Origin of the sequence: Salinibacillus kushneri (genome assembly GCF_900111405.1) — a bacterium.
In the GTDB taxonomy this organism is placed as follows: Bacteria; Bacillota; Bacilli; order Bacillales; family Alkalibacillaceae; genus Salinibacillus; species Salinibacillus kushneri.
In genome coordinates this window covers 373,583-396,612 of sequence record NZ_FOHJ01000003.1, presented here as the reverse complement: position 1 = coordinate 396,612, position 23,030 = coordinate 373,583, and the positions used below count along the sequence as shown (strand labels likewise).

General features: G+C 36.1%; 21 protein-coding genes. 4 read left to right on the top strand and 17 right to left on the bottom strand.

All coding sequences use genetic code 11. The annotated features are described in order from the left end of the window. The 3 genes from BMX63_RS06570 to BMX63_RS06560 form a co-directional block, all read left to right on the top strand. The coding region (locus BMX63_RS06570; RefSeq protein ID WP_177167213.1) for an SH3 domain-containing protein at window positions 1-1,731 on the top strand (1,731 nt) is incomplete at its 5' end. Between the two features lie 173 nt (window positions 1,732-1,904). Next, window positions 1,905-2,303 carry a glycerol-3-phosphate cytidylyltransferase gene (tagD, locus tag BMX63_RS06565; protein WP_093133174.1) on the top strand — a complete coding sequence of 133 codons (399 nt, stop codon included), beginning with the start codon at window positions 1,905-1,907 and terminating at the stop codon, window positions 2,301-2,303. Window positions 2,304-2,328: 25 nt separating this feature from the next. Further along, a complete protein-coding gene (locus BMX63_RS06560; protein ID WP_245732741.1) occupies window positions 2,329-3,486 on the top strand; it encodes a CDP-glycerol glycerophosphotransferase family protein in 1,158 nt (385 codons plus the stop codon). 610 nt (window positions 3,487-4,096) lie between these two features. On the opposite strand, the gene pssE is transcribed toward BMX63_RS06560, so the two are convergent. The 11 genes from pssE to BMX63_RS06505 form a co-directional block, all read right to left on the bottom strand. Next, entirely contained in the window at window positions 4,097-4,576 is a 480-nt protein-coding gene (gene pssE / locus BMX63_RS06555; protein WP_093133170.1) for a PssE/Cps14G family polysaccharide biosynthesis glycosyltransferase, read from the bottom strand. Continuing rightward, the gene (gene pssD / locus BMX63_RS06550; RefSeq protein ID WP_093133168.1) at window positions 4,573-5,043 is read right to left on the bottom strand and encodes a PssD/Cps14F family polysaccharide biosynthesis glycosyltransferase; all 471 of its coding nucleotides are present in this window, start codon (window positions 5,041-5,043) and stop codon (window positions 4,573-4,575) included. Before pssD ends, pssE begins: the two co-directional genes overlap by 4 nt. Further along, the gene (locus BMX63_RS06545; RefSeq protein WP_245732740.1) at window positions 5,040-6,152 is read right to left on the bottom strand and encodes a glycosyltransferase; all 1,113 of its coding nucleotides are present in this window, start codon (window positions 6,150-6,152) and stop codon (window positions 5,040-5,042) included. The genes pssD and BMX63_RS06545 overlap by 4 nt, the downstream gene beginning before the upstream one ends. A gap of 256 nt (window positions 6,153-6,408) precedes the next feature. After that, a complete protein-coding gene (locus tag BMX63_RS06540) occupies window positions 6,409-7,704 on the bottom strand; it encodes a UDP-glucose dehydrogenase family protein (protein ID WP_093133166.1) in 1,296 nt (431 codons plus the stop codon). A gap of 28 nt (window positions 7,705-7,732) precedes the next feature. Then, window positions 7,733-8,611, bottom strand: a complete 879-nt coding sequence (gene galU / locus BMX63_RS06535; RefSeq protein WP_093133164.1) for a UTP--glucose-1-phosphate uridylyltransferase GalU — start codon at window positions 8,609-8,611, stop codon at window positions 7,733-7,735. Between the two features lie 335 nt (window positions 8,612-8,946). After that, window positions 8,947-10,308: an O-antigen ligase family protein gene (locus tag BMX63_RS06530; protein ID WP_177167212.1), complete on the bottom strand. Its 1,362-nt coding sequence runs from the start codon at window positions 10,306-10,308 to the stop codon at window positions 8,947-8,949. Between the two features lie 190 nt (window positions 10,309-10,498). Beyond that, window positions 10,499-11,536: a glycosyltransferase family 2 protein gene (locus tag BMX63_RS06525; protein ID WP_093133160.1), complete on the bottom strand. Its 1,038-nt coding sequence runs from the start codon at window positions 11,534-11,536 to the stop codon at window positions 10,499-10,501. 117 nt (window positions 11,537-11,653) lie between these two features. Then, the gene (locus BMX63_RS06520) at window positions 11,654-12,760 is read right to left on the bottom strand and encodes a glycosyltransferase family 4 protein (RefSeq protein ID WP_093133158.1); all 1,107 of its coding nucleotides are present in this window, start codon (window positions 12,758-12,760) and stop codon (window positions 11,654-11,656) included. Window positions 12,761-12,958: 198 nt separating this feature from the next. Then, a complete protein-coding gene (locus BMX63_RS06515) occupies window positions 12,959-16,036 on the bottom strand; it encodes an efflux RND transporter permease subunit (RefSeq protein ID WP_093133156.1) in 3,078 nt (1,025 codons plus the stop codon). Next, a complete protein-coding gene (locus BMX63_RS06510; RefSeq protein ID WP_093133154.1) occupies window positions 16,037-16,900 on the bottom strand; it encodes an efflux RND transporter periplasmic adaptor subunit in 864 nt (287 codons plus the stop codon). A gap of 324 nt (window positions 16,901-17,224) precedes the next feature. Next, complete coding sequence (locus BMX63_RS06505; protein ID WP_093133152.1) at window positions 17,225-17,701, bottom strand: competence protein ComK; 477 nt, start codon at window positions 17,699-17,701, stop codon at window positions 17,225-17,227. A 274-nt stretch (window positions 17,702-17,975) separates the two neighbouring features. Between BMX63_RS06505 and BMX63_RS06500 the strand changes: the two genes are divergently transcribed. Next, entirely contained in the window at window positions 17,976-18,362 is a 387-nt protein-coding gene (locus BMX63_RS06500) for a hypothetical protein (RefSeq protein WP_093133150.1), read from the top strand. 168 nt (window positions 18,363-18,530) lie between these two features. On the opposite strand, the gene fabZ is transcribed toward BMX63_RS06500, so the two are convergent. The 6 genes from fabZ to spoIIID all read right to left on the bottom strand — a co-directional run bounded on the left by fabZ (window position 18,531) and on the right by spoIIID (window position 22,838). After that, window positions 18,531-18,953 (bottom strand): 3-hydroxyacyl-ACP dehydratase FabZ, encoded by a 423-nt coding sequence (gene fabZ / locus BMX63_RS06495; RefSeq protein ID WP_093133214.1) that lies wholly within the window; start codon window positions 18,951-18,953, stop codon window positions 18,531-18,533. 132 nt (window positions 18,954-19,085) lie between these two features. Further along, window positions 19,086-19,391: a DNA-directed RNA polymerase subunit beta gene (locus BMX63_RS06490; protein WP_093133148.1), complete on the bottom strand. Its 306-nt coding sequence runs from the start codon at window positions 19,389-19,391 to the stop codon at window positions 19,086-19,088. A 63-nt stretch (window positions 19,392-19,454) separates the two neighbouring features. Then, entirely contained in the window at window positions 19,455-20,261 is an 807-nt protein-coding gene (locus BMX63_RS06485) for a flagellar hook-basal body protein (RefSeq protein ID WP_093133146.1), read from the bottom strand. 18 nt (window positions 20,262-20,279) lie between these two features. After that, window positions 20,280-21,107, bottom strand: a complete 828-nt coding sequence (locus BMX63_RS06480; protein WP_093133144.1) for a flagellar hook-basal body protein — start codon at window positions 21,105-21,107, stop codon at window positions 20,280-20,282. A 30-nt stretch (window positions 21,108-21,137) separates the two neighbouring features. Further along, window positions 21,138-22,136 carry a rod shape-determining protein gene (gene mreB, locus BMX63_RS06475; RefSeq protein ID WP_093133142.1) on the bottom strand — a complete coding sequence of 333 codons (999 nt, stop codon included), beginning with the start codon at window positions 22,134-22,136 and terminating at the stop codon, window positions 21,138-21,140. A 432-nt stretch (window positions 22,137-22,568) separates the two neighbouring features. Further along, the gene (gene spoIIID, locus BMX63_RS06470; RefSeq protein ID WP_093133140.1) at window positions 22,569-22,838 is read right to left on the bottom strand and encodes a sporulation transcriptional regulator SpoIIID; all 270 of its coding nucleotides are present in this window, start codon (window positions 22,836-22,838) and stop codon (window positions 22,569-22,571) included. Between the last annotated feature and the right edge of the window lie 192 nt (window positions 22,839-23,030).

Genomic DNA, 23,030 nt, shown 5'->3' with positions numbered 1-23,030 from the left:
ACTGCTAATGCTGGTATTCGGGTATATGTTGATGGAAATTTATACATCGATAACTGGAATGACTCGGGATCTACCCAAAGAGTGGAACAAGCTCTTTTCCTTTCCAAAGGTAAACATTCCATCCGAGTTGATGTGAAAGAGACTGCGGGTGAAGCAAGTCTGGATTTTTCCTTAGATGACCTGCACAGGGACAATCGCTGGTATGGCGTTGTTTTTCCTAACGATGATTTATCAGGTCAGGGTTCTCTTACTGGGTACGACCCCCAAATCCCGAACCTGAATTTTGATTGGGGAAACGCTAAGTCACCTGCATCGGGCATCCCAGCTAACACCACTTTCTCCGCTGTTTATCAAAGAAATATTACAGTAGAAAATGGATCCTATAATATTTCTTCCTATTCGAACGGTGGAATTAGGGTTTATGTAGACGGTAAACTCGTAATAGATAATTGGAATGACACAGGAGAAATACAGCCATTGGATAAAGATTTATCATTATCCAACGGAACTCACAGTATTCGTGTAGAGTTCAGGGAGACTAAAGGTGAGGCTTCAATAGCTATATCAGTTCCAGGAATATATAAAAACTATAACACTGTTAACTATAATTACACTTTTGATAGTTTTATAGATAAACAAATGAAAAAAACACCAAAAGCTAATGGTTCTGGTACTGTTTTAGCTGGTAGGAACTTAGTAGAATATTATGCTAATCCAAATAATTTTGATAAAAACACATCAAGTTATTATCAGTTTTTGGACCTATCAATGTCCGCCAACATTAACCAATATGAAACTAATGAAAAAGTTTTAAAAGGAGCTGGAGCTTTAGAAGGAACAGCATCTGCATTTATTGAAGCAGGAAAAATGTACAACGTAAACGAAATTTATTTAATTGCACATGCCCTACATGAAACTGGTAATGGTACTTCAGATTTAGCACAAGGTATAGAAGTAAACGGGAAAGTTGTATATAACATGTATGGTACAAAAGCATACGATTCTAGTGCAATAGAAAGTGGTTCTCAATATGCATATGAACAAGGTTGGTTTACACCTGAAGCCGCTATTAAAGGTGGCGCCAAATTTATAGCTGAAAATTATATAAATACAGGCCAAGATACTTTATATAAAATGAGATGGAACCCAGATAATCCAGGAGACCACCAATACGCTACTCATGTATCTTGGGCAATTAGTCAAACAAACATTATTGCCAATACCTATAGCCTGTTAAATAACTACAATTTAATATTTAATGAACCTACATTTCTAAATCAACCATCATCAGTGGATGAACCACCTGTAAACTTTATTGATTACCCAAATAAAATTGTTGGAATAACAACCGACAGACTTAACTTTAGAACAAAACCAACAACTAACTCAGAGTCAATCAAAGTACTTGATACTAATACAGAATTACAAATCCTTGGTAAAAATGGTTTTGGTTGGTATAAAATTGCTCAGAATAGTAAAGAAGGTTGGGTACATGGAGATTATGTCGATGTTAAAAATTTATTAAAAGTAAATGCAACTGTTTTAAATGTTAGAAATGATGTTTGGGGCAACAACATAGGTAGTGTTACAAATGGTCAACATATAGCAGCTGTACTTAATGACAAAAATGAGATTGTAAAGAGAAAAGACGATAGTGGAACTTATTGGTACCAAATCGAATATGGCAACAGTACTGGTTGGGTCAGTAGTACGTATATAATTATAGAGTAGTGTTAAGTTCTCTCTTCAATAGTGTTAGTAAATCCTTTACTAACACTATTTCTATATTATTTATATATTTGTGAAAAATTGTATTAATTTACAATAATTTACCCTTGTAAATATTTTTACAAACACTTAAAATAAATATTATTATAGTGAGTGTTTTTAAAGGAGGATAAAAAATGAAAAAAGTAATCACTTACGGAACATTTGATTTACTTCATAATGGTCATATAAACCTCCTCCGTCGTGCCAAACAATTAGGTGATCATTTAACTGTTGCAATTTCTACAGATGAATTTAATGCTATTAAAAATAAAAAAGCTTACTATAGTTTTGAAAATCGCAAAATTATTCTTGAAGCTATTCGCTACGTTGATAAGGTAATACCTGAAAATTCTTGGAATCAAAAAATTCAAGATATAAAAGAACATGATATCGATATCTTTGTTATGGGAGATGACTGGAAAGGTAATTTTGATTTCCTAGAAGAATATTGTGAAGTAATTTACTTGCCTCGTACAGTTGGAATCTCCACAACAAAAATTAAACAAGATTTATTTAAGGTGAAAGATGTTTAAGGAAGTACTAATATCAACTTATCTCATGATTTTCAGGTTAGTATACACCATTTTCAAACTGTTTCCCCAAAGAGAAAAGACAACATTTGTAGCTTCGTTTGGAGATAATGTATATTATGTAGCCAAAGAATTACAAAAATACGATTATGGACAATTAGTCATATTAAAGGAATCAAACTGTCGTACTGATTTTGATAAATTTGACAATCAAGTAACGAAAATATTAAACTTTGAAACTCTTAACCTTGTTCATTTCATAAAAGGAATTTATCATTTAGCCACGTCCAAAGTAGTGTTTGTCGACAATTACTTTGGATTTTTGTCTGCTGTAGACTTTAAGGAAAATGTTACATGTATACAGCTTTGGCATGCTGCCGGAGCAATCAAACAGTTTGGATTAATGGATCCTTCTATTTATACACGTAGTGAGCGTGCTGTGAAGCGTTTCAAGGAGGTTTATCAGCGTTTTCATTATGTTGTGGTCGGTTCTGAGAAGATGGCAACGATTTTTCGAAAAAGCTTTGGTATAGATAGTAACAACATTTTACGTACGGGAATTCCACGTACAGACTTCTTTTTTGAATCACAAAAACATCAGGAGATTGTTCAAACATTACAAACAGAAAATCCTATTATTCAAAATAAAAAAGTTCTATTATATGCTCCTACGTTTAGAGATGGACAATTAACTTCCTTTGACCTTCCTCTAAATTTAGAGGAAATGTATCAGGAGCTTAAAGATGAATATATTTTACTTTTACGATTACATCCTGCGATAAAATCAAGTTTCAAAAATGTTTATCCTAATTTTGTAGTGGATGTATCAAGCTATGAAAATCTGAATGAGTTACTACTGATTGCGGATTGTGTTATTACCGATTATTCTTCAATTCCATTTGAATATTCATTACTGAGAAAACCAATGATTTTCTTCACCTATGATTTTGAGGATTACAAAAAGAAACGTGGATTTTACGAGGACTATGAAAAAAACTTACCAGGACCTATGGTTAGAACAACTGAGGAAGTCATTAATGTCATTCAGCAGCACCAATTTGATCTTACTCAAGTGGAGAAATATGCTTCCGAGTGGAATCAATATTCACGTGGAAAATCCAGTGAAAACTTAATCAAGATTTTATATCAAGAGCAGGAACAATACGAGGAAGCTCTTACACCGTAAAGTCCTCTATTATTCAGAAACAAAAAATGAAGTTACCACCCAAAGGTTAGATTTTACCTCCAACTTTTAAGATGCAGCACATTTTTGTAATAAGAATATAGAGGACTTAAATTTTGCTCTAATGTAACGGATTAAGTACGTGAAATTATTGTATACAGAAGATTAAGCATATCAATATATTCGGTAGACGAACAGAATTTTTATCCGAAAGTGCCGATATATTTGTGAATATAGTGCAGACTGTGGTAAATATTCTATGAAGATATTTCTATTGTACCGCTATCAATGTGAATCTGTAGAGTTCAACCAGGAGATAGAGGTTGATTGGAACAATAATATGAACTTTTAATGACATGGCTTCTCATTTCGAAACTTTGACTAACAACCGTCATTCACCATTTGGATTTATTGGTTCTTCTAAGATAAGGAAGATTAAAACAGTTAGCAGAACCAAAGCAGCATATCCACTAATTCTCCAACTTCCATAATTAGTTATCATTTTATTTACTGCCTGATTTATACTCCACCAAAGATTCTTAAATGAAAAAAGGTCCAACCATTATACATGAGGAGGTGTGAACCTTTTTTAAGTAAATCCTTATTTTAAATTCTATTTTTGTTCAATAAAATCATACAAAATTTTTAGCATCTTATCTTTACCAGATCGAAAAGGCTTCGGTTCAAAATCTTCTGCTTCAATGATTACTTTTTCCAGATTCTCCCCTTCATTCCAACTTAAAATATGTCCTTGCTTTTCAAATACACTTACAAGTTCTAATTGATGATCATCATTATGTTCACCATATTTTTTCAGACGTGCTGCTGCAATTACCTTTTTGCTTTTTTTTAGGCCGGTTATCACAGATCCTGTTCCTGCATGGGTAATAATTAAACGGGCTTTATTATATAGTTTATCCATCTCTTCATAACTCATAAAGGGAATCAAGGTCATATAATGACTATTATATTTTGTATTTCCGCTTTGAACAACAATTTCATCCTTGAGAAAACCGGATTTTTTAATTCTTTCGACCTCATTTAAAAGTCGTGTGAAAGGTAATTCGTGAGTTCCTAATATGACAAATATCAATAGATAGACCCCCCATAAACTGCATTAGGATAAAATCTCTTCATAGTTTCCCATTGTACAATGAATAAATCCGCAACAGGATATACCATTTTACCTGCCATTGTTGGACTTGAGGATTTTGCAAAGCTTTCGATAAACACAACTTTTTTTCTAAATAACTTTGCTATATAACACATTGGTACTGCTGTGTGGACACCTGTTGTAATCACAACATCAGGTCTTTCCCGTAGAAAGATGAAAAAAGATTTAAATATATTGTAAGCTAATTTAAATATATATCTAAATGGATAATTTCTTGCACCGTAAACCAAAAAGGACATAGGGTACTTATCTTCCAACTTTTTTGTAATCTCTGATTTTTCCGTTACAATGTGATAATCGTAATTTTTAAAGAGAGGTTCTAATTGCAGTAATTGTGTTAAATGTCCACCTATTGATGAAATAAGAAGTAATTTCTTCCTTCTCATGTAATTTTTCCTCCCTTATGACCATATATCTCCATAAGCCTATCTAGTAATAATTCCTGATCATTTTCCTGTGCCTTTTTCTCTCCTTGTTTAATGAGTGTCATTCTTAACCCTTCATTAACAATGAGTTTTTCTAACCCTTTATATAAAGAAGAACTGTCTTTAGGGCTTATCAAAATACCCGAATCCTTAAGTAAATAAGAAAGCCCCCCTACATCACTGCCTACGACAGGTGTGTGGCAAGACATTGCCTCTAATGCAACTAGACCGAACCCTTCTATATGTGAAGGAAGAACAAATACATCAGAAGCTGCCATCCATTTTGCGATTTCTTTCTGTCCCTTTGCAGGATGTATATAGAGATCCTCTATATTTTCATCTGCTATCTTTTGCTTTAATTGTGATAAAAAAACTTCGTTTTTAACAGGACCTATTAAATGAAGTTCTAAATCTGAATATTTCTGCCTTAAATGTCGAAAAGCATCAATTAACTCTAACAGTCCTTTCTGCTTTATTAAATTTCCTACATATAGTAAATAAAATTTGGATGATGAACGACCCAGTAGTTCTTTAGCTCTCATCTTATCTATAGGTTGAAAAACTTCTCTATTGACACCCATATTTATAACAGCTGTCTTATCTGCATCAACTCTAAAAGTATCGGTTATATCCTTACGCAAGTTTTCCCCAACAGCTATAACGAAATCTGCATTATTTAAAATTTGCTTCGTTTTATTAAAAAAGAATCGACTTTTCTTGGACATCTTGTCAATATCTCCACCATGTGCGGTAACTATCATTTTGGTCCCAAACCATTTTTTAAATAACAAGGCAAACATGCCACTGGGGAATACATAATGTGCATGTATTAAATCATAGCTGCGACCTTTAGTTAAAAAAGAATAAAGAATCCGAATGGACCATTTTAGGTATTTTTTAATAACAAAATACTTACCCATACGAGGGTCTTGTACAGCTAAAACATCAACATAGATGCCTCTTTTTCTAATTCCTTCAACTTGATTTTCTACAAAAATACCAAATGTACTACTGACTTTTCCAGGATACATGTTACTAAGTACCAGTATCCGCTTGGACTTTCTTTTCATTCTCTTGTCCCCCAGACAACAACCTTATATTATTACATATCACTAACACTTTAAAAACTTTTTATGAAGCTCTATAGTTTAAGATACCATAATACATTGGGAAAGATTATTGCTTTAGATAAAAAATCTAATGTCGGAAAATTCGCAAAACCACTCCCCCTTTAACCCAAAGTTTTTAACTTGCGTCTATTATAAACGAAAAGTTCCTTCCATTATAGATAATGAAAGGAACCTTTAAAATTCTTTTACATTTGATTTAGGGACGTCCGATTGAATAATATTCTATCCCGGCTTTTCTTACCTCTTGTGGATCGAAGCAATTTCTTCCATCAAATATTATGGGTTGATTTAATTGCTCTTTAAATTTCATTAATGGATAATTTTTTATATCTTCCCAATCTGTCAAAATCACTGCACAATCTGCCTTATTAATAGCTTCAGCTATATTATCAGCATAGAATACATTATCTGGCAAAATCTTTTTTGCATTATTTGCAGCAACCGGGTCATATGCTCTAATATTAGCACCTTTCTCTAAAAGTACTTTAGATAATGGAATGGACGGTGCTTCTCTCATATCATCTGTATTTGGCTTAAAGGAAAGTCCTAACAAGGCTACGCTTATGTCTGATAAACTACCAAATCTTTTGTACATCTTGTCAATGATTACTTTTTTCTGACGATTATTAACTTCGACCACACTTTGTAAAATTGACATTTCATAATCTACATTTTTTCCTATGGAAACTAATGCATTGGTATCTTTTGGGAAACAAGATCCTCCATAACCAATTCCAGCATTCAAAAAGCTATTACCAATACGTTTATCCATTCCAATTCCTTTCGCTACATTTTCAACATTAGCATCTAATTTATCACATAGGTTTGCAATTTCATTAATAAAACTAATTTTGGTTGCCAAGAAGGCATTTGCTGCGTACTTAATCATTTCTGCACTTCTTAAGTCCGTTTTGACAATTGGGATACCAAATGGCTTATTTACATTCTCAATAACATTTAAGGCATAATCGTTTTCGGAACCAATAACAATTCTGTCCCCATGAAAGGTGTCATAGACTGCTGATCCCTGACGCAAAAACTCGGGATTCGATACAATTTCTATAGATACATTATAATCTATATTTTCCATTATTTTGTTTTTTATGTGTTCATTCGTACCAACCGGTACCGTGCTTTTTGTAACAATAATGGCATCCCTTTGCAAGTTGCGTGCAATACTATGACAAACATCATTTATATAGGTCAAATCTGCTGAGCCATCCTCAGCCTGAGGTGTACCCACACCAATATAAATTACCGCTTTATCTTTTAGTCCATAACTATAATCTGTAGTGAATCTAACAGTATCCTTCTCAATATTTTTGATTAAGAGATCTTCTAACCCATCTTCATAAATTGGTGATGTTCCACTTTTTAAAGAACTAATTTTTTTATCATCAACATCAATGCAAGTTACCTGGTGGCCGATTTCAGCTAAACATACTCCCGTGACTAGACCAACATATCCCGTACCTATAACAGCGATATTCATTCTATAAACCTTCCCTTATCTTATAAATTTAAATATCCTTTAATTTCTGTTGTATATACTCTTGAACATCTTCTTTTAAATCATCACGAGATAATGCAAAATCAATGGATGCTTTGATAAAGCCTAGTTTATTTCCTATATCATAACGTATTCCTTCAAAATTATATGCTAAAACTTTTTGAGTTTCATTTAAAATTTCAATGGCATCCGTTAACTGAATTTCTCCACCCTTACCAGGAGCAAGATTCTCTAATACGTGAAAGACTTCCGGTGTCAATATGTATCTTCCCATTATGGCCAAATTAGAAGGAGCTTTTTCAATAGGTGGCTTTTCTACAAATGTTTTAACACCTATCGTATTCGGACCATAATCCTTTCCATCACGAGGGTCAACCACACCGTATTTTGATACTTCCTCATCAGAGACCTCCTGTACTCCTACAATTGAGGAATGATGCTGGTCAAAAACATCAATAAGCTGCTTTAGACAAGGGGTGTCTGACTGAACAATATCGTCTCCTAATAGTACAGCAAATGGTTCATTACCAACAAATCTACTAGCAACAGATATAGCATGTCCTAAACCTTTAGGTTCTTTTTGACGAATATAATGGATATTAGCTAAATTCGAAATGGACTGCACCATTTTAAGCATTTCTGTTTTCCTTTTTTTCTCAAGCTTTTCTTCTAACTCATAAGATATATCAAAATGGTCTTCTATTGCACGCTTACCTCTTCCAGAAACAATAATAATATCTTCTATTCCTGAAGCCACTGCCTCTTCTACAATATATTGTATAGTGGGTTTATCAACTATTGGAAGCATCTCTTTAGGTTGTGCCTTAGTAGCAGGCAAAAAACGCGTTCCTAATCCTGCAGCTGGTATGATTGCTTTACGAACCTTCATTACTAAAAGCTCCTTTATCATTTAATAAATAATCGCTACTTTAATCTCTTTTATAACTTAATTTAATTTTATCATAGCATTATATTTATAAGCAATTTCCCTTAATTTTTGGGTAAAAGGTTACATATAATATTCGAATTATTAAACTTATTTATTATGGTTTCTTCAAACTTTCTTTAAATTTTAGATACTTATTTAATTCATTAAAGTCTTTTGGCAAAAAAAGTAAACCCAAGTTAATGGACTTGGGTTCTGTATATTCGATGTATCAGACATAAAATATATTAATTTTAATAGGTTGTTTATATCCCATTTAATAAGAATTATTACAACAATCAGTAAGCATTAAACAGTTTTTCTCTAAAATGACTTGTATAAGCATACAGGTAGCTAATCAATAAAACGAAATAATAACCTGAAGAAGGAGCTGAGAAAATATGCCCGGCAATAGAAGCTATCCCTAATCCTAAGCCAATTTCTACAATCAATAAAAAACTAACTGGTCTAATTAATTTAAATTTGCTTACAAAAATATTTTTTATTATTAAAAAACCTATAGCTAAGAAAGGTAATATAAGGATGATAAATCCGACTACTCCAAAGCTAAAAAAGTAATCAAAAAAGTCCATCTCCACCAACTTAGGACTTGACTCATAATTACCTCCATATCCCATACCAAATAATTTTTGCTGAACAGGAGCCTGTTTATATTGGTTCCAATGGTTGATTAAGAAATCTCCTCTTCCACTAAGTAATGCTTGTGATAATTCTCCTTGTTCCACAGGATTAGGTTTCTGTTCTTCTTCTGGCTGTTCGATATCATCTGATTCAGAAGGATCTTCAGTAAAATGCCCAAACCAATTAAATACCTTAATATCTAAATTATGTTGTACAGATGTATAAGGGATGATAAGTAGCGAGACAATCGTTACAAATCCTATAAATACAATATTAATCCACTTTTTTCGATTCCTAATAACATCCATTATTGTTATAAGTAAAGTGACAATAAGTATAATTAACATTGCACCTAAGCCTACTTTAGTACCAATGGTTAACATTGACCAGGTAACCAAAAGTAGGAAGGGTAGCAAAATGAGTTTTGTGGAAATCTTTGTACTGATAAAATATAAGAGTAGAATTCCTAATCCCATTGCAAGAATAGCACTTAACTCGTTGGCCGAAAAAAACCACCCTGAATGACCTTCTTTATTTATAGCCCTATAACTTCTCCTTCCAGAACCGGTTAATTCGGCTATAAACATGGCAATTCCTATAATCGCTAATGCTATGCTAATATTTCTCTGAATAATATTCTCCCAATTAACTCTTGAACTTAACCGTCTAAAGACAAATATATAAGTAACTAACATTAAAATAACGTAACTTGTCTTTATTATGTATTCTACCTCATCTATCCATACAAAATTTGCTTTAAATGTAAAGTTTATGATAAAGTTTATAACCATAAATATTCCTAAAATAAAAAGGTAAAATATTGCACTCTTTTTATATTTAGACTCTGGATACAACAGAATATAGAAAAAACCAAATAGCATAGCTAACGCTCTAACACCTATCGAAAATGGAAATCCGAAGAAAGCAGATATGTCTAAAATTGGTTGCAAAATGATAAAGAATATAAACAGCCATTCTATTTTTACATTTATTTTTGAACTTTTTTCAAGAAGGCTCACTATTTAATCCCTCCACAAACCTCTAATATACTCACCCTATACATTAATTCATAACGTTATAAGTATTCTATATTTTCTCTTACCATTATTTTTTAAGATATAGAAATTAGAAAAACTTCCTTGCTTTTTATGCACAATTCTATTAAGTCGTTATTGCTAAATCATATGGATGTTCCAACATCTCCAAAACCTAAAACTTTTTAACTGAACGATATATATGTTTGGACATCAAAAAAGTCAACTCTTTCAAACTAAACGTAAAATAGCGAATCCCAACAGTTTTTTTATATAATCTGATTTTTTTTAATAAGGACAATCTATGGTTGCTTAATGCAAATGTAAAATTCTTTTGTGTAATTTTCGAAAATAACTTTACATCGAAATCATTATGACATTGATCTGTTAACTTCTTTAGAATATTTGGAATTTGATACATAGTTTGATTACTAAGAGCTGCTTGTGGATTATCATTAAAAAATTCGTTAAAGTCGGATAATTCCTGGGAGGATAATTTAAAATTATAAAAACTTAAAGCATCCCGATGAATGGAATCAAGTATTTGTTTTCTTCTTGAAGCTTTCTTTGTCTTCGTTCGTTTTGTAATGTTTGTATGTCCCGTTCTGTATTGAAGTAGTACTTCTGGGAGAATAGCTAATTTACCCACTTTTGATATTTGTAGCCACATACCATAATCTTGTGCTACAAAGTAATTTAAATTGTATTTTAGATTGTGTTTTTTAATTGTGCGCAGTCTAATCATGGAAGAAGGATTAGATATTGGACTAAAAAACAATAAAGAAACTTTTATTTCTTCAGGTGAAGTAATATTTGATTTCTTTACTCTTTTTAACCTCCCCCCAATCATTTGATAGTATGTTCCAATAGCGTCAATGTCTTGATTCCTTTCCATAAAATAGACTTGACGTTCAATTCTATTTGATAAAGCTATGTCATCTGAGTCCATAATGGCCATATATTTTCCATTAGCCTGTTCAACTCCTAAATTCCTAGTATATGGAATTCCTTTATTCTCTTTATTTTGTATTAGTTTAATCCGATTATCATTATACTTTGTTACAATTTCAACAGTTTGATCTGTTGATCCATCATCAATCAACAATATTTCTAAATTGGCGTAAGTCTGATTAAGAATACTTTCTAATGCTTGACCAATATAACCCTCACAATTATACATTGGGATAAAAACTGTTACTAGTGGTTTTCCCATACATACACACCCTCTTAAAATACGAATAACTAAATTTTAAAATGTAAATATTATTGAGTCAAGAAAAGTCGAAATATGTTATTTAATGTATAAAATAATATTAGCCCTAAAATAATTTTAGGGCTTTTGTTGTACATTTTGTTCTTTATGATCAAGTTTCTCTTTTTTTATAAGCTTCCACATTAAGTTGGTTAAAGGCTTCTTTCCTCTTCCCACAAGACCAACATTCTCCGCAAAAACATGAATTAATATTAACAAAACTAACATAGCTAAATAAGACACTGTTAAGTTAGAAGCAAGTGAAAATAAAATGGCTAGTACTCCAAATATCACACTAAACCCATACAAAATCAATACAGTCGTCCGATGACTAAACCCCGCAGCCAGAAGCTGATAATGAATATGCTTCTTATCCGGCATCATAATCGGCTCTTTATTAACCATTCTCCGAACAATAGCAAAGAGGGTATCTAATATCGGAACTCCTAGCACAATAATAGGAATAACAAAACTAAATAAGGCAATATTCTTAAACAAACCTAACATGGAAATTACTGCAACAGAATAACCAAGGAACAGTGATCCTGTATCGCCCATGTATATTTTAGCCGGGTGAAAGTTGTGGAATAAAAAACCAAGATTACTACCGATTAGTGCAACACAGATGTAGACAACTATTACCCGATAATCTATAATCGCCATAACTAAGATGCTGGAAATCGCAATCGTGGATACACCTGCTGCCAGTCCATCCAAACCATCAATCAGATTAATTGCATTGGTTATCCCAATAATCCAAAGTATCGTTAAAGGAATGCTGAAATACCCTAATTCAATGATGCCGAATACAGGTAATGTGACCTTCTCAATAATAATTCCCGAAGTTATAAGGATAACAGCAGCCAGAAGTTGTCCTGACAGTTTGATAATCGGCCTGATTTGATATTTATCATCAATCATACCCGTTATTACCACTATGAGGGAGCCTAACGCAATAGCTGATATTTGAGGATGATTTGGAAACAAATAAAAAATTCCTAAAACTGTTCCTATATATATACTTAAACCGCCTAGCCTGGGGGTAACAATCGTGTGTATTTTTCGATTATTTGGTACGTCCATGGCACCCATTTTCAAAGCCATTTTTTTAACGGGATACGCTAATAACAGACTTGATATGAGTGATATAAAAAAAGCAATTATTAATTCTGTTACATTAAACATAATTTATCCCTGCTTTTTCATAAATTCACTTTTATCATCTTACCATATTTCTATAGGTTTGTGACCATGCTCATTTTTAGTATTAAGTAACACACTCACTTTTATGATGATTTTGAGCAATCGACAAAATTCGCCGCTTCCGCTATATAAAAGGGCTGTACCGCTTTCTGTACGATACAGCCTTTCTTTTTTACTAAGTCATTCTTCTTTATTTTTTCCTTTACTAAACCACCCAACAACTTTCCTGGAAAAATCATCAAAATACGTATAAACCACCGGAATCAATAGCAGCGTAAAAATCATCGATACAGTCAAACCAAAAATAATCACGATGGCTAATGGCTGCTGTGTTTCAGAACCTTCGCCTATTCCTAATGCAAGGGGAATCATTCCAAGAACAGTCGTTAAGGTTGTCATGAGAATTGGGCGTAAACGGCTAGGTCCTGCGTTTAGTATTGCCTCGTAACGATCCTGCCCTCGATTTCTCAAAATATTGATATAGTCAACCAGTACAATGGCATTATTAACAACTATTCCTGCTAGCATAATGAACCCAATAAATGCCGGAATGCTTAAAGGTGTTTGTGTTACGTACAGACCTACCAGAATACCGACAATGGTTGCAGGTAGTGAGAACATAATAACAAATGGATGCAGGAAGTTCTCAAATTGTACTGCCATAACTGCATAAACAAGGAAAATGGAGAATAATAAGGCTAAGCTTAATTGAACAAATGATTCTGCCATATCCTCGGCCTGCCCTCCAACAGAATAGGAGTAGCCTTCAGGAAATTTCATGGTACCGAGTTTGTCTTCTACATCCCTCATAATACTTCCTAAGTCCCGATCAACAATTTCACTGGTGATATTTATTTGACGCTGCTGATTTTCCCGTGAAATCGTATTTGGACCTTGAACCTGCTCTAAGTCTGCTACAGTTGACAGCGGAATTATGGAACCTGACTGGGTTTGAATAGGTAATGTTTCCAGATCTTCTATGGTTGTTCGTTGATCTTCCGGAATCATAACCCTAACATCCAATTCACTTCCACCGGTTTGGAATCTGGATCCAATTTGCCCTGTGAAGCCCGTTTGTACCTGGCTCATAACCTGTTGATAGCTTAGGCCATATTGGGCTGCCATTTCTCTGTCAACATTTACATTGATTTGCGGACTTCCTTTTGATGCAGAGGACTCTGGATTGTGTATTCCTTCAATATCCTCAAGCATCCACACGACTTGATCGCCTAATTCTTTTAAAACCTCGTAATCTGGTCCGGAAATTTGCAATTGAACAGGTGATCCCAGACCCATGCTGCCTCCCATAGCACTGACCGTTATCTCGGCGCCAGGGATTTTTTGCAGGTCTTCATCCATTTGTGTAATCACTTCATTTGTTGATACATCTCGTTCTTCTTTTGGAACAAGCTGAATCATGTAACTCGCCTGGTTGGATGATGAATCTCCACCAATGCCACTAGAGTCACCAACTGTAACGAAATTGGTTTCGAGTACATCTTCGTAATTAGCAAGCTTCTCATTCATTTGATCTGCTACTTCTTCGGTTGATTCTAGATGAGTACCTGTTGGTGTATTTACGTTTATTTGAATTTGTCCCTGATCTGATTGCGGGATAAATTCGGTACCTATTCCCGGAATTAAAGCCAAACTTAACCCAATCGCCGCAATCGTCCCAAATATCGTTGTTTTTCGATGACCTAAAACAAATCTTAAAACCACTTTATAACCGTCATTAATTTTCCCTAATAGTTTATCAAACCAATACCTTCTGCCTTCTTCCTGCATGGATTTGGTTAGCAGTTTAGAAGCAAGCATGGGTATAAGTGTAATGGAAACGACCAGTGAAGCAATTAACGCAAAGGATATTGTCAAAGCAAGGGGCATAAACATTTCTGCTGCTATACCTTCTACAAATATAATCGGTAAAAAGACGACAACCGTGGTCGTTGTAGAGGCTATTACAGCTGGTGCCAGCTCGGATGCCCCTCGTTTAGCAGCTTCCTTCAACGTATGACCTCGCTGCCGGTACGAGACGATGTTCTCCAATATAACAATCGACGAATCGACCATCATTCCTATACCAAGTGCCAGGCCACCCATTGTAAGTACGTTCACCGTTTCTCCGGTAAAGTACATGAGCGAGAATGTTGAAATAATGGCAATTGGAATGGAAAGCCCAATAACCAGGGTTGCACGGAAGCTCTTTAAGAATAAGAGTAAAATCAATGCTGAGAATACAGCTCCTATCAGCATGTTACGTACTACCGAATCAATCGACATTTTAATAAAAGTAGAATTATCGAAGACGACATCAAGCTCTACACCCTCAGGTAGCTCTTCCTGCATATCTTCAACGGCTGCATGCATGGTATCAGCAACATCTACGGTATTTCCATCGGTTTTCTTAAGGATGGAAAGCACCACGGACGGTTGATTATTGACGTAAGATAACGAGCTTTGATCCTTGGTTTCACGACTAACGTTAGCAATGTCCTCTAAATGAAGGGTCGCCCCATTCGGTGTTTGAACAATCGTTTGTTTGATATCATCCATCGACTCATAATCGCCTTGAATACGAATTTGCAGATTCTGATTTCCTTTGGCAATCACGCCTGCTGAGCCGGATTGATTGGCTCCACCTATAGCTTGAATGATCGTCTGTGTATTTAATCCATACTGTGCAACCTTATCCTGCTGAAGCTCAACCTGAATTTCATCGGATGTGCCACCTTCAACGGTTACGGAAGCCACACCATCTTGTCTTTCAAAATATGGAACAACATCCTCATCCGCTATATTTTGCAATTCTCCTACGTTATCTCCTGTTAATCCAACCCACATCACAGGCATTTGCTGTGGATCAAAACGGAGTACACTCGGTTCACCAGCTGTTTCCGGGAGCATGCCCTGCACAGAGGACACCTGCTCCCTCACCTCCAGTAAGGCGGAATCCAAATCAGCACCAGTATTAAACATCATAACAACAAGGGAAGACCCTTGGGAGGATTGGGATTGTACTGTATCGATACCTTCAATGGAACTGACGGCAGACTCAATTGGCCTTGAAACCAGCTCCTCCACATCCTCCGGGGAAGCACCTTCATATGTAGTTGCTACGACGGCAACCGGCAGTTCTATGTCTGGAAAAAGGTCAATCGTCAGGTTACGAAGGGAAACAAACCCTAGTGCTACGATTGCTACGACAATCATAAATACGCCAACGGGGCGGCGTACTGAAGTATCTACCAGTTTCACTTACTCTTCCCCCTTCATAACTTCTACTTTACCACCATCTGTGAGGGTAAGCTGTCCTCTAGTTACAATCTCTGCCCCTTTTTCAACGTCACCCTTAATAGCTGTAGATTCCGTTTGAGCTCCGAGCACTTCTACTTCTGTATAATGAGCGGTATTATCCTGGATGACATATATATAGCTTTTATCATTTTCTTCGATAATCGCTTCTGTAGGTACAATTAGTGCATCTTTAATTTTGTCTTCCGGAATCGTGATTTTAGCTACCATTCCTGGTTTAAGGGTGTGCTCTTCATTTTTAACTGTTGCAGTAATCGGATAAAGACCGGTATCATCTGTTTTAACTGATATATTGTCAATGGTTCCTGTTATATCATCCTCAATCGTTGAAAAATTCAACGTAACCTCCTGATCTTTTTCAAATAAGTCCAACTGTTCCGATGTTGCCTGAATACTCACATTTAAGGAATCCAGATCAATGACTGTTGCCATTGGCTCTTGATTGGAAACGAGCGAGTCTTCATCCACATTTAAATCCTGTACAGTACCATCAATAGGTGCTTCAATGGCTAGATTCCCAGGAGACGTACGGGCAATCACATCATTCGCCTCAACTTCATCGCCATTTTCAACATTTAATTCAGAAATTTCTCCTGCATTTTGGGGAATGACTTGAGCCATGCGATCAGGTGTCACACGGCCAAAAAAGGTCTGTTCAATGGTCAATGTTCCCTCTTCAACCTGTGACGTTTCAACAGGTGTAATCAGTTCCTCTTCTTCCTCTTCAGCTTGATCCTTTTCGTTTGTACAAGCGGTCATTACAAAAGTCGCAAATAATAAAATCCCGATTGCCTTTTTCCATTTCATTTCCTGTCTCTCCTTTTTATGTATCGTTTATCAATGGCACAAAATTTTTTATGATATAGATTTCACAGTATTTATCCATAACAATAATCTGTACGTGTGGAAAGTATGTTGGTTTCATTTTCCACATTATTTTATCGTATTTAAAGAGGAACATACAGTATATGGAGCTATTAGCCAAAGGAAATTTTGCAGTAGCTGAGTTTGGCAGTAAAAATATATGTAAAAAAGCCCTTGTATTCAATCATTACAAGGGCCTATCCTCTTATGTATTTTATTATCGTAACCAGACGCTTACCTTTTTAATTGTTTCCATGTCGTCTCGTCTTAACGAAAATCGAACCATAAAATTTGACGGGATAAATCAGCAATGGCAGTGGCCGTTAAAAACATTTGCCTTCTAAATGCTAAAAAGGATGTATCAATCACTGTTGTGGTCTGGTTAGAGAATACAATATCGGTTCCGCCTTGTTTGGATTTGAGGTATTCTTCGATGTGGAAGAAAGAAAACCAGTAGCAGTTTAGCTCTTTCGGTGATTTGCTGGGAAAAAAGAACGTTCCCAAAACCGGATTGATGGGTATCGGCAATTTCACTTTTGTATGGAGTATTCTTTCCATAGCTTTTCTTCTGCCCGCAATAGTTGAGCCGCCTTCTATGCAAGATCTCTCAATGATCTGGTTAACTGTTTTTGTACAATAAAATTCTCTGTCGGTCTCCAAAATTTTACTTTGATGATCAGGCCCAAAATGAGGAACAACCGCCATCGTTTTACGGTTAATTCGATAATCATTAACTACATGCATAACTACCTCCTCCTAACAAAATCATTTTTATTATATTACAAGACTATTTTACTATAAAGTTTGACAAAAGTTAACAGAATTTTTAAATTTTTACAATATATTTATTAAGGTTTGTGGGCTTTGGGGACGTTTAAGAATAAGATATATATTCCCAGGTGATATGGATAAAGCTAATCCCAAGTATGATTTTCCTATTTCTTAGGTTTAGACATATTTTTAATTTTTTCGGAAAAGCTACGCATGACTAACTTAATTCATTAAGGAGGAAAAGAATATGTCACAAAAATGGTTATGGAAACTTGGTGTTTCTTTCGTAGCCTTATTTCTTGCTGTAGGGTGTGCTCAGGATGATAATAATGAGGATTCTCCGGCAACAGATGAGGAAACACCAACTGAAGAAGAAAATGGCGGTGATCAGGGTACAGGTGATCAAGGTACAGGTGATCAGGGTACCGGTGATCAGGGTACCGGTGATCAGGGTACGGGAACTGAAAATAATGGTAACGAAAATGGTACAGAAGAGGACATGCTTCCTGAGGACGAAAATGGCGAAAACGGTACCGAAGACGGAGGAACCGGTGAAAATGGAGATAATGGTAATGGCGAAGGCCTAAATGAAGGTGACGGTGCGGATTTAAACGAAGATGAAAATGATCAGTAATATAAAGAAACCCGCGTCTAATGATGCGGGTTCTTTATATTATAACTTTTACAGGTTTGTAGTAGGCTTGTTTAAATCTTAATGCTAAGGTTTAACTCATGTATAAAACACAATCAGTACTAATCCAAAAGCTACCTCACCACAAAATGAGGCAGCTCCAATCAACATTTATTTTTCAATTGCAAAGGTAATTTCCGCCTCACAGGCAACTTCGCCATTAACGGTTGCATATCCTTTCCCTTTGCCAATCGGGCCCTTAATCCGTGTAATATCTACTTCGAGTCTAAGTACGTCACCAGGTTTTACTTGGCGCTTAAAACGGCATTTGTCTATTCCAGCAAGGAAGCCGATTTTTCCTTGATTCTCTTCCTTTTGTAGAATGGACGTAGCACCTACCTGGGCCATTGCTTCGACTATGAGTACGCCAGGCATGACTGGATAATCCGGAAAGTGTCCCTGGAAAAAGGGCTCATTTGCGGATACATTTTTGATTCCAACTGCTTTTTCACCTGGCTCAACTTCTTCTATTTTATCGACAAGTAAAAATGGATAGCGATGTGGAATGACTTCTTTAATTTGGCTGTTGTCCATTTCCATTACAAAGACCTCCTTATTAACAATCAATCTGTAAAATAAGTTATGTAAGCTATTCTTTTTCATCATACCAAAAATTCCATAATTACGCAGAAAAAAATGGACTTCATTAAAAAAGTCCATTGAGCATTATTCTTGTGAGACAATATCAATTATATGCTGCCAAGTTGAAGTATCAAACGCATCGGACGGTTGTCCATTACCGATTACCCCATAGCCTATCATTAGTCCGAGACCTAATGATACTGCGCAGAGGATTGCAATCACGATGATACGCAGCCATATTGGGAAAATTCGTTTACGTGGTTTTTTAGATCTTTTTTCGGCATTTTTAGCGTTTGGTTTTCGTTTCTTATCTTGCTTCGTTTCTTTTTCTTCTTCCTTTTTTGCCTTTTCTCTCGACATTGTTCGATTCTTTTTTTGTTCTGTTACCATAGATGAAGCTCCTCGTTCATTCTATAAAATTTATTCGAATCCAATTCGACTGATACTAAAACTCTAACGTAACTGGTTAATTAAACCGGACATTTGATCTCCAATCGAAATAGATTTCGAATTCATTTGATATGCTCTTTGCATTTCCATCATATTGGTTAGTTCTTCACCCATATCTACATTAGATGATTCTAGTGCCCCTGGATGCAAAGTAGCATTTGGTACCACCGCGGTCATATCTGCTTCTGGAACGTTATCCGGAAAGCGATATCGGTTTCCGCCAACTGTCTCAAGAGAGCGCGGGCGATCAATTTGCATGATCTCCAGAGAGGCTTCGACAGCCTGCTGTTCCCCTCTTCTGACTACAATATTGCCGTTATCCTGTATGGAAATATCATCCATATCACTTTGGAGTACAACGGGGCCATTTTCACCGACAACAGGATTTCCTTCTGAAGTTACTAGTGCCACCTGTTGATTATTATTAATCGGCTGAAGATAAAAATTTCCCGCTCGTGTATATTGCGTTTCGGCTTCCCCATTTTCTGTCACTTGCACTTGAAAAAAGTGATAATCTTCACTAAGCGCAACATCTAAAGGACGATCGGTTTGAGTTATCGTTCCAGCATCCATTCGAACATTGGTATGCCCCAACTTCGCTCCTGTTCCTTGACGAATTCCCTCTGGTGTCAGACGTGGAGATTCTCCATCTATTCCGTTTTGATTGATTTGTTGATGCAGCAAAGAAGAAAAATTAGCTGTCCTTGTCTTATAGCCTGTTGTATTGGAATTGGCTAGATTATGGCCAATGAGATCTAATTTTTTCTGAAGCTGCCCCATTGTTGTGGCAGCCAGGAATGAACTACGCATTTCGTTTATAATCCTCCTTTAGCGAAGACGTCCGATTTGATTTACAGCGAGGTCCATACTTTTGTCGTAAGCCTTTAGAACCTGCTGATTGGCTTCAAAATTACGGTAGGTTTGCATCATATCTGTCATCGTTTGAGCGGTGTCCACGTTTGAACGCTCCAGCATGCCTTGGCGGACTTCAAACGTTACTCCACCAATCCCACGTGCGTTAACAGGTTCCGCACCATCCCCATCTATATTATATAAATCGTTTTCGCCTTTAGTGAAGTCTTCTGTTGGATTTTGATGATAAACAATCCCTAATGGAATGGTAGCCCCATCCACTTGAATGTCACCGTTACTCGTTACGTTAAATTGATCATGATTAACCTGAATCTGATTTCCATTATCATCAAGTACGTAATGGCCGCTGTTCGTTACGAGGTAGCCATCCGCATCAATTGTGAAATTCCCATTTCGTGTATAACTTGTACCACCATCCTGATTTTGTACCGTATAAAAGAGAGACCCATTTTCATCCGGCATTTGTCCGTTCCTTAGCGCTAAGTCTGTGGACATACCGGTTTCTCTTAAATCACCCTGTCCAAAATCTGGAATCGTCTCCTGCATATAAACGCCTGTATTTAAACTTCCAATCAACTTATTATTTGGGATATTAACCGAATGATTCACAGGGAGTTGTTTGGAATCTGTCCGTTCAATTAAAAGCTCAGGAAAGGCTCGCATGCTAGTCTGGTCTGCTTTATAACCAGGTGTCAAAGCATTTGCCATATTATTGGATAACACATCCTGACGACGTTGCTGTGACATCATCCCGGATGCCGCTGTATAAAAACCTCTTAACATCGTTTCCGCCTCCTATAGGGCAAGTCTACGTTAATTTTTCACTTTCGATAATTTTTCAATTTGGTCAAGCATAAGGCCTGTCCCTTTTGCCACACAATACATTGGTTCTTCTGCAATAATAACTGGTACTTTAAGCTCTTCAGAAAGGAGCTGGTCCAATCCGTTCAATAATGCTCCACCACCGGTTAAAATAGCACCCCGGTCAATAATATCTGCAGATAGCTCTGGTGGTGTACGCTCCAGTACGGTTCTTGCAGATTGTACAATTAGCGAAACCGTTTCGGCAAGAGCCTCATTAATTTCCTCTGAATTAACCGTAATGGTACGCGGCAGCCCAGTTACAAGATCCCGACCTCGAATATCCATTTCTTCATAGCGGTTGTCCGGAAATACCGTAGCCACATTTATTTTGATATCTTCAGCTGTACGATCGCCAATCATTAGCTTGTACTTACGCTTTATGTATTGCATGATTTCGTTATCAAATGTATCCCCAGCCATTTTAATCGAGGAGGCGGTGACAATATCTCCCATAGACAATACAGCTATGTCCGTTGTTCCACCGCCTATATCCAATACTAAATTACCGCTTGGCTGAAAAATCTCCATGCCTGCCCCAATGGCAGCCACTTTTGGTTCTTCTTCAAGATAGACTTTTTTGCCGCCGCTTTTCTCAGTCGCCTCTTTTATTGCCTTTTGTTCAACTTTTGTGATATTCGTTGGGCAGCAAACTAAAATTCGTGGCTTTGACAAGAAGCCTCTTACATTGATTTTTTCAATAAAATATCTTAACATGGCTTCTGTCACGTCAAAATCAGCAATGACGCCATCTTTTAACGGGCGAATCGCGACTATGTTACCTGGAGTACGTCCAATCATACGCCGGGCTGCTTCGCCGACTTCCAAAACTTTACCTGTGCTTCGATCCATAGCAACAACTGATGGTTCGTTTAATACAACGCCTTTTCCCTTAACATGTATCAACACATTAGCTGTTCCAAGATCTATTCCAATATCCCGTGAAAACATGAACCATTCGTCCTCCCTGTGTAACTTTGTACATTTTTAAATTATCCGTAATCACACACTCTATTTCTACATTTTAACATAAACATTGTCATATCGTCTCATATTTTCCCGAAAAATTTTTACCATATATGGTAAAGTGGAAGCACCTAGGGATGAAACGGATAATCTGGACTTATGCTTTTTGATTAATATTGCGGGAGAACTATCGCTTCGGGGGCTCTGCACTAAGAGATGATTGGGTTATTAGGGTGGATATTTATTGACGATGCAGTATTGGCTAAAAGGAGTGTTTGTTCAAGTGTTAGGTTCTTAGTCCTGGCACATTAGTCCTGATGTTTTACAGAGCTGTCTTTACCTTCTGATTCTTAAAATGCTTTCGCGTTAACTACCTTAAAGGATGTTTCATTCGTTTTCATAATGGAAAAAGAAATGTTACGATATCGGTTCTTTTTTATCCTCATCATTATATTTTTTCTTCGTTGCGGCCCCACCACGCAGATGTCGAATCGACTTATGGTAGGTTAAAATTTCTTTCACTTCCTTCCAAAGCTCTGGATTAATCTCTGGCAGTCGCTCGGTTAAGTCTTTATGAACCGTACTCTTGGAAACGCCAAATTCTTTCGCGATCACCCGGACCGTCTTCCTTGTCTCCACGATATATCTTCCTATCTTGGTCGTACGTTCTTTGATGTAATCGTGCACACCACTCGCCTCCCTGAGTTGGATCTCTTAAAGGCGTGAAATGAGACAAGGTGATTTTTCTGGGATATTTGCAAAAAACTTGCCCATCATCTAGGAGTCCATTTTCTTTCGCTTCTAATTCTTTGCTGCAACACACACTTTCCCACCTCAAACCTTTCTTTGAGTTTGTTTGTAACATTTTATTAACACCAA